The sequence below is a fragment of the bacterium genome, from assembly GCA_035528375.1.
Lineage (GTDB): Bacteria > RBG-13-66-14 > RBG-13-66-14 > RBG-13-66-14 > RBG-13-66-14 > RBG-13-66-14.
This window is the reverse complement of sequence record DATKYS010000144.1, coordinates 1-6,012: the sequence shown is the minus strand read 5'-3', so window position 1 is coordinate 6,012 and position 6,012 is coordinate 1. Positions and strand designations below refer to the sequence as shown.

Genomic DNA, 6,012 nt, shown 5'->3' with positions numbered 1-6,012 from the left:
CGGCCCCTACGAAATTTGTTCGAGGGGCCGCCCTACAGGGAGCAATGATACGGCGGGGTGTACGGCGGTCAGCGCTGGCCCGGGCCGGCGTCGAGGATGCCCCGCAATTCCGGCAGCTTCACGTCTATGTAGGTCTTGGCGATGAGCTCGGTGACCCACACGGTCTGCTTCTCCTGCGTCCTCTGGGAGTAGATGGCCGCCTCGGCCTCCTCGCGGGTCATCTCCCGGCGCTCGGTCCGATCCACGAGCTGGGTGACGCGCAGGCCGCCGCTCACCCCGTAGGCGGAGGACACGCCCCCCGCAGCCATGCCCGCCAGCTCCGCCCCCAGGGGGGCGTTGGTGGTCTCGATGACGCTCTGGGCCGTCTGCCGTACCTCCACCTCGAGGATGTCCTCGTAGCCGGTGTCGGAGACGTCGGCCCGGGGGTCGCGTTCGAGCAGCCGGCGGACGGCGTCCAGCGCCTCGTAGGTCCTCGCCTCGTCGTCGGAGGTGGGCCGGACGTTGAGCTGGATGTGGGCCGCGCGGACGTGATTCTCGTCCAGGCGCTCGAGGACCTTGGCCACGTGCCAGCCGTATTTGGTGCGGACGGGGTCGGAGACCTCCCCCGGGGCCAGGGAGAAGAGTGCCCGGTCCAGGGGCTCCTCGAGGAAGCCCCGCTCGACGACGCCCAGATCGGCGGGGACGTCGGAGTAGGTGTCGGCGAGGGCGAAGAAGTCGCCGCCGCGGCGGGCGAGACCGGCGATGCGCGCCGCCAGGGCCTCGACCTCGCCCTCGGTGGCCGCCCCGGGCCGCACGTAGGCCGTGACGTGGCGCAGGGTGTAGACGACCCGGCTCCCCTCATCCGACTCGTACAGCGCCAGGTAGTCGTCTATGTCCTCTTCGGTGATGTTGATCCGGGCCGAGTAGTACTCCTGCATGAGCTGGGAGATGAGGTAATCTTCCCGGGCCTGCGTGCGGTAGAGGTCCTCGAGTTTGTCCACGGTGAGGCCGACCCCCGCGATCGCGGCGGTGAACTCCTCTTCGGAGGCGTAGGCGGAGCGCGCCTGGGTGAACTGCTTGGCGACCAGGGAGTCGAGCTGGGCGTAGGTTATCGTTATCCCCCGGCGCTCGGCCTCCTGGACGAACACACGGTTGGCCACCAGTTGGGCGAAAACCTGCTTGGTCAACAGGTCGAGTTCGTCGGGCGAGGGTCGCGCGCCGATCTGTGCCAGGTAGTTCTGCACCGTCCCCTGGATTTCCGAGGCCAGGATGGGCTCGTCGGCGACCACGACGGCGATGCGGTCCAGCACCTCGGCGGCGGACACCGCGACGGCCAGGGTCACGAGAACGATGGGTGCGATGCGCATTACCCTTCCGGTTCCTCCCGGGGCGCGCGCCAGATGGTCTCCTCGGCCTTGGCCCACAGGCCGGCGAGCCATTTCTCGCGCTCCGAAGCGCTTTTCTCCTCGAAGAGGATGTCGTGGATCCGGTCCCGGACGAGGGCCAGCGGCGGAACCGTCTCCTCCTCCGGCTCCTCCCGGATCATAAGGAGGTGGAAGCCGTAGTCGGTCTGGACCGGCCCGGAAATCTCTCCGACCTTCAGGCCTTCGAGCGCCGCCGCCAGGGTCTGGGGCAGGTCCTCGGGGCCCGTCACCTCGACCAGCCCCCCCGCGGGACCCTCGGGCGCTATGGAGAGCGAACGGGCCAGCTCCTCGAAGTCCTCCCCCGCCTCGAGACGGGCGAGGACCGCGTCGGCGCTCTCGAGGTCGGCGGTCACTATCTGGTGGAACTTCAGCGGCCGGTCGTCGAGCTCGGCGGCGTGTTCCTGGTAGTACGCGGCGATCTCCGCCTCGGTGACCTGAATCCGGTCGAGGACCTCCTGGCCGACCACGGCCTCGTAGAGTAGATCCTCGCGCACCTTTTCGCGGAGCTTCTGCTCCCGCATCCGGGCCGCCGGACCGCCGGCGAGGATGACCTCGTCGTTGGCCGCCAGGGCCTGGTAGATACGCTCCACCTTCTCGTCTGGTACGGTGATGCCCAGATCCAGGGCCTCCCGGAGCACCAGGCGGCGCGTTATCAGGCGGTCCACCACCTCCTCGGGGATCGGCGTGCCCGGGTCGGCCCCCATCAGCTCCCAGGCCTCCTCCCGGGTGATCCTCTCCCCCTGGACGGTGGCGATGACATCCTCGTCGCCCTCCTCCCCGCCGCAGCCGGCGAGGACGAACAGGGCGGCAAAGAACAGCGTCAACGGGCGGTGCACGTCAGGCCTCCGGTACGGTTCGCGACGCATCCAAGAGGGCGTCGAAGAGGTCTTCCACGAGATCCTCGTCGTAAACCACGGGGTAGCTTTTCTTGAGCTCCTCGATGAACCGGTCGAAGAGCCCGGGCTCCGCCTCGCGCATCAGCTCCTCCACGAGGTAGTCGTAGAGGGTGGGGTCGTTCTCCAGGGTGCGGTCGGACGGCTGCAGGATGTCCAGGACGTAGAGGATGCCGTAGCCCGTCACCCCGTCGCGCTCGCCCTCGATGACCGGGCTGATCCACCCCTTTTCGTGCTCGAAACCGGGCAGGAGGTAGTCGTCCGCCTCGTCAATCTCGACGGACTGGTGGATGTTGGCGGTCTTCTTGTCCAGGGACTCGTCGCGGATGATGATGCGCAGGAGCTCTTCGGGGCTGTGGGCCAGCGGCTCGCCGGGGGCCCTGGTCTCCAGCTCGGCCAGGCTCACGATGGACTCGACCTGGGAATCGAAGTTGGCCTCGTCCACCAGAAGCGCCCGCAGCTCCTCCGCCCGGTCGCGGTCGGGGAGAACGGCGAGGTAGTAGGCCATCCTCAGGTCGTAAACGAATCGGTCTATGGTTTCCTCGTAGCGGAGACGGACCTCCTCCTCGGTGGGCCGGGGCTGGGTGGCGAGGAAGCGCTCCTGGCGGAAGAGGGTGACCGCTATCTCGTCCTGTTTCCGGGTGATCTTGGAGGCGAGGGGTTCCTTCGTGTCCAGACCGAGCTCCACGGCCTCCTGCAGGGCCAGTTGGTCGTTGACGCTCGTGTCCACGAATCGCTGGAGGAGCTCCCGGCGGGACTCGGGTCGCAGGAGCCGGGTATCGTCAATGGGGAGCCACAACAGGACGTTCTGGGTGCAGTACCTCAACGGGACGCTCTCCCCGTTCACCTTCACCAGGAAGTCGTTCCGGTGCTCCTGAAAGAAGGGCGAGAGGGAATCGGTGAACATCATGCGACGCTCGTTCGCCCGGTTCGCTATATCCCGGGCGAAGGCGGTGGGCTGGGCCATGGTGGAGCCCAGGCCGACGAGGTCCTCGGGCGTGATGGAGAGCAGTGTGTTGCGGCTCGCTATCAGACTTCCGTCGGTGGACCGTTGGTAGACGTCCTCCAGGATGGCGTCGAGCTGGTCCAGGAGGTCCTGGTTGACCTCGATGGTCGCCCGGGAGCGCAGGTCCGCCATGTACGCTTCCCATTTCTCCTTGGAGCGCTCGAAGAGCATCTCCTGGCGCAGGCGGGGGCGTATCTCGTCGTCGTCGGTGACGGCGAAGTCGTCCTTCGGAGCCGGACCGCGGTTGAGAAAGATGTAGTACACCCACTCGTTGTGGAGGTCGTAAAACACGGGTTCGGAGAACCGGCCCTCCTCGAGGCCGAAGATGACCTCGTTGCGGCGGGAGGGGCTCCACTGCAACGGCGATTCGCTCGCTCCGCCCGCCTGGGTCAGAAAGATGTCGCCGGGGCCCTTTATGTAGAAGGTCTCCCGGGCCACCTTGCCGAAATCCTCGCCGGCCTTGAGCCGCTCGTAGCCCGCCTGGGCCTCGGCCTGGCTGGCGAACTGGATCAGACTGAAGTAAACCCCCTCGGAGAGGAAACGCTGCACCCACGAGTTGAGCTCCTGCTCGGTGATGGTGACGTCGGCGGTCACCTGCTGCTGGAGGGCGGAGATGAGGCGTCCCCGGCGCCAGATTTCGAACTCGGACACCGTCATGGGGTTCTCGTAGTATCCCGCCTCCCGCGCCGCCGTCTCCAGGAGCACCTTGTTGCTGAAGGCGGTGAGGTAATCCCGGGCGTCCTCGTAGTTGGAGATGATGGGACGGGTTGAGGGGTCCAGGTGGGCGTAGTGGTCGGCGAGATCGCCGATGGTATATGTGTTCCCGCCGACGGTCAGAATCGTCTCGCCCTCGGCGCCGCACCCCGCCGAGAGGAGGGCGACGGCTGCCGCCGCGAGGAGGGTCGGGATCGGTCGAAAACGCATTTTTAAGCACCCCCGTTGGGTACGTCGGGAAATGTTTCCGGACTGAGAGGCCCCCTTTATAACACTTAAACCTTGGAGTGTCAACGAAGCGGGGTCGGTTAGCCCGCCGGGTGAGGATATGTTAAACTAGGAGAGTCCCCTTTCGTGTACCGACCCGAACCCGGTGGAGCGGAGCCGGATGACCCAAGCGATAACGGACGTCGGTCGCCAGGAGGTGCTCTCCCGTCTGCCGGGCCTCGAGGAGCGTCTCGCGGGGATCGGCGACGTCGAGGAGTGCCGGCGGCTGTTCCACGGGATGCTGGCCGAGCTCGGGGCCGGGTGCTCCTCGGTGCGTATGCACCGCGCCCTGAGCGTCCTGGAGACCGTCACCGGCCGGTGGGCCGAGGAGCTGACCGGCGTCCCGGTGATGGGGACCCTGGCGGCCCTGGCGAACGGGCGGACCGAGGGGGTCTCCCAGGGTTTTCTCTTCGAGCTGGACGGCCTGTTGTCCGCGCTCGCGGGCTCGGAGGAGGCCGAGGGCCCGCCGGTCGGGGAGGCGGCCTCCCTCTTCCTCACCCGTTACCCCGCGGGCACCGACCGGGACGTTTACCGGCGGCGGCACAAGAACCGCGTCCGCATCCTCAACCGGCTCGGCGGGTCGCCCAGCCAGTGGGACGACTGGATCTGGCAGACCCGCAACACGGTGCGCGACCGGGTTCTCCTGGCCGAGCTCATCCCACTCTCCGAGGGCGAGAAGGCGGGGTTGGACGCGGCGGAGGCCGCCGGGGTGCGGTGGTCCGTCACCCCCTACTACCTCTCCCTCTTCGATGATGACCCCGGGGAGCTCTTCGACCGGTCCCTGCGCAACCGCGTCCTGCCGCCGACCACGGCGGTGAAGGCGACCGACGACGGCGGAGAGGCCGGCGGGGCGCAACTCCTCGTCGAGCGCCTCAACCCCTTCAGCGCCCTGGTCAAGCCCTGCCTCGCCTCCCCCCAGTACTCGTGCTACGAGCCGCCGCCCACCGAACTGGACGTCACCGACTCCAAGCTCCGCTCGGCCCTGGAGTGGTTCGGCGACAACCCGGAGGTCTGGGAGGCGGTCATCGGCGGGGGCGACGTCCTGTGCCTGACCGACTCCAAGGTCGAGGGCATCCTGGCCGGGCTCTCGCGGTACAAGCACATCCGGCGCATTCTCATCCGATCCGACTTCCCCGTGGTGATGCCCCCGCGCTTCACCGCTCTTTTAACGAAAATAATCTCCCGGCACGTCAAGCCGACCCAGCTCGAGGTGGGGCTGGTGTCCCGTTTCTGCCACGCCTACGAGGTCACCCCCGAGGCGGTGACGGTGATAACCCGTCTGCGGAAGTCCGGGGTAACGGTCTACAACGAGGCGCTCTACACCGTGGACAACATGCGGCGGTTCGAGTTCGCCGCGCTGCGGTGGGCGCTCCAGGGGGCCCGGATCGAGACCTCCTACAGCCGCCTGAAGACCGGCGCGCTCAAGTCCGGTGTGCCGCTGGCCCGTGTCCTCCAGGAGCTGCGGGAGGAGGCCTCGCTCTTCCCGGCCCAGGAGAACGCCCAGGTGCCGGTGGTGGAGACGGCCTCGGGGGAGACCGTCCCGCTCTGGGGTGACCGGGAGCTGGTCTCCATCCGCCCCGGTGATGGACGGCGGGTTTACCTCTACCGGACGGCGGGGGGGACGGTCCTGGATACGGACACCGCTCTGGCGGAGTTCCTCGAGGGGATGCGCGAGCGGGGCGAGGACCCCGCCGATTACGCCGGTCTGCGGGAGTACGTCTGACGCGGG

General features: G+C 67.7%; 4 protein-coding genes. 1 reads left to right on the top strand and 3 read right to left on the bottom strand.

What is annotated here, in order from left to right; all coding sequences use genetic code 11:
* Positions 1-68: 68 nt before the first annotated feature.
* The 3 genes from VM054_12095 to VM054_12085 are packed head-to-tail and all read right to left on the bottom strand — an operon-like array spanning position 69 to position 4,226.
* Positions 69-1,346, bottom strand: a complete 1,278-nt coding sequence (locus VM054_12095; GenBank protein ID HUT99799.1) for a peptidylprolyl isomerase — start codon at positions 1,344-1,346, stop codon at positions 69-71.
* Complete coding sequence (locus VM054_12090; GenBank protein ID HUT99798.1) at positions 1,346-2,239, bottom strand: peptidyl-prolyl cis-trans isomerase; 894 nt, start codon at positions 2,237-2,239, stop codon at positions 1,346-1,348. The genes VM054_12095 and VM054_12090 overlap by 1 nt, the downstream gene beginning before the upstream one ends.
* A 1-nt stretch (position 2,240) precedes the next feature.
* Positions 2,241-4,226, bottom strand: coding sequence for a hypothetical protein (locus tag VM054_12085; protein HUT99797.1), 1,986 nt, complete (start codon positions 4,224-4,226; stop codon positions 2,241-2,243).
* Positions 4,227-4,404: 178 nt separating this feature from the next.
* On the opposite strand from VM054_12085, the gene VM054_12080 reads away from it, so the two are divergent.
* Positions 4,405-6,006 carry a hypothetical protein gene (locus tag VM054_12080; protein ID HUT99796.1) on the top strand — a complete coding sequence of 534 codons (1,602 nt, stop codon included), beginning with the start codon at positions 4,405-4,407 and terminating at the stop codon, positions 6,004-6,006.
* The last annotated feature ends 6 nt before the right edge of the window (positions 6,007-6,012 follow it).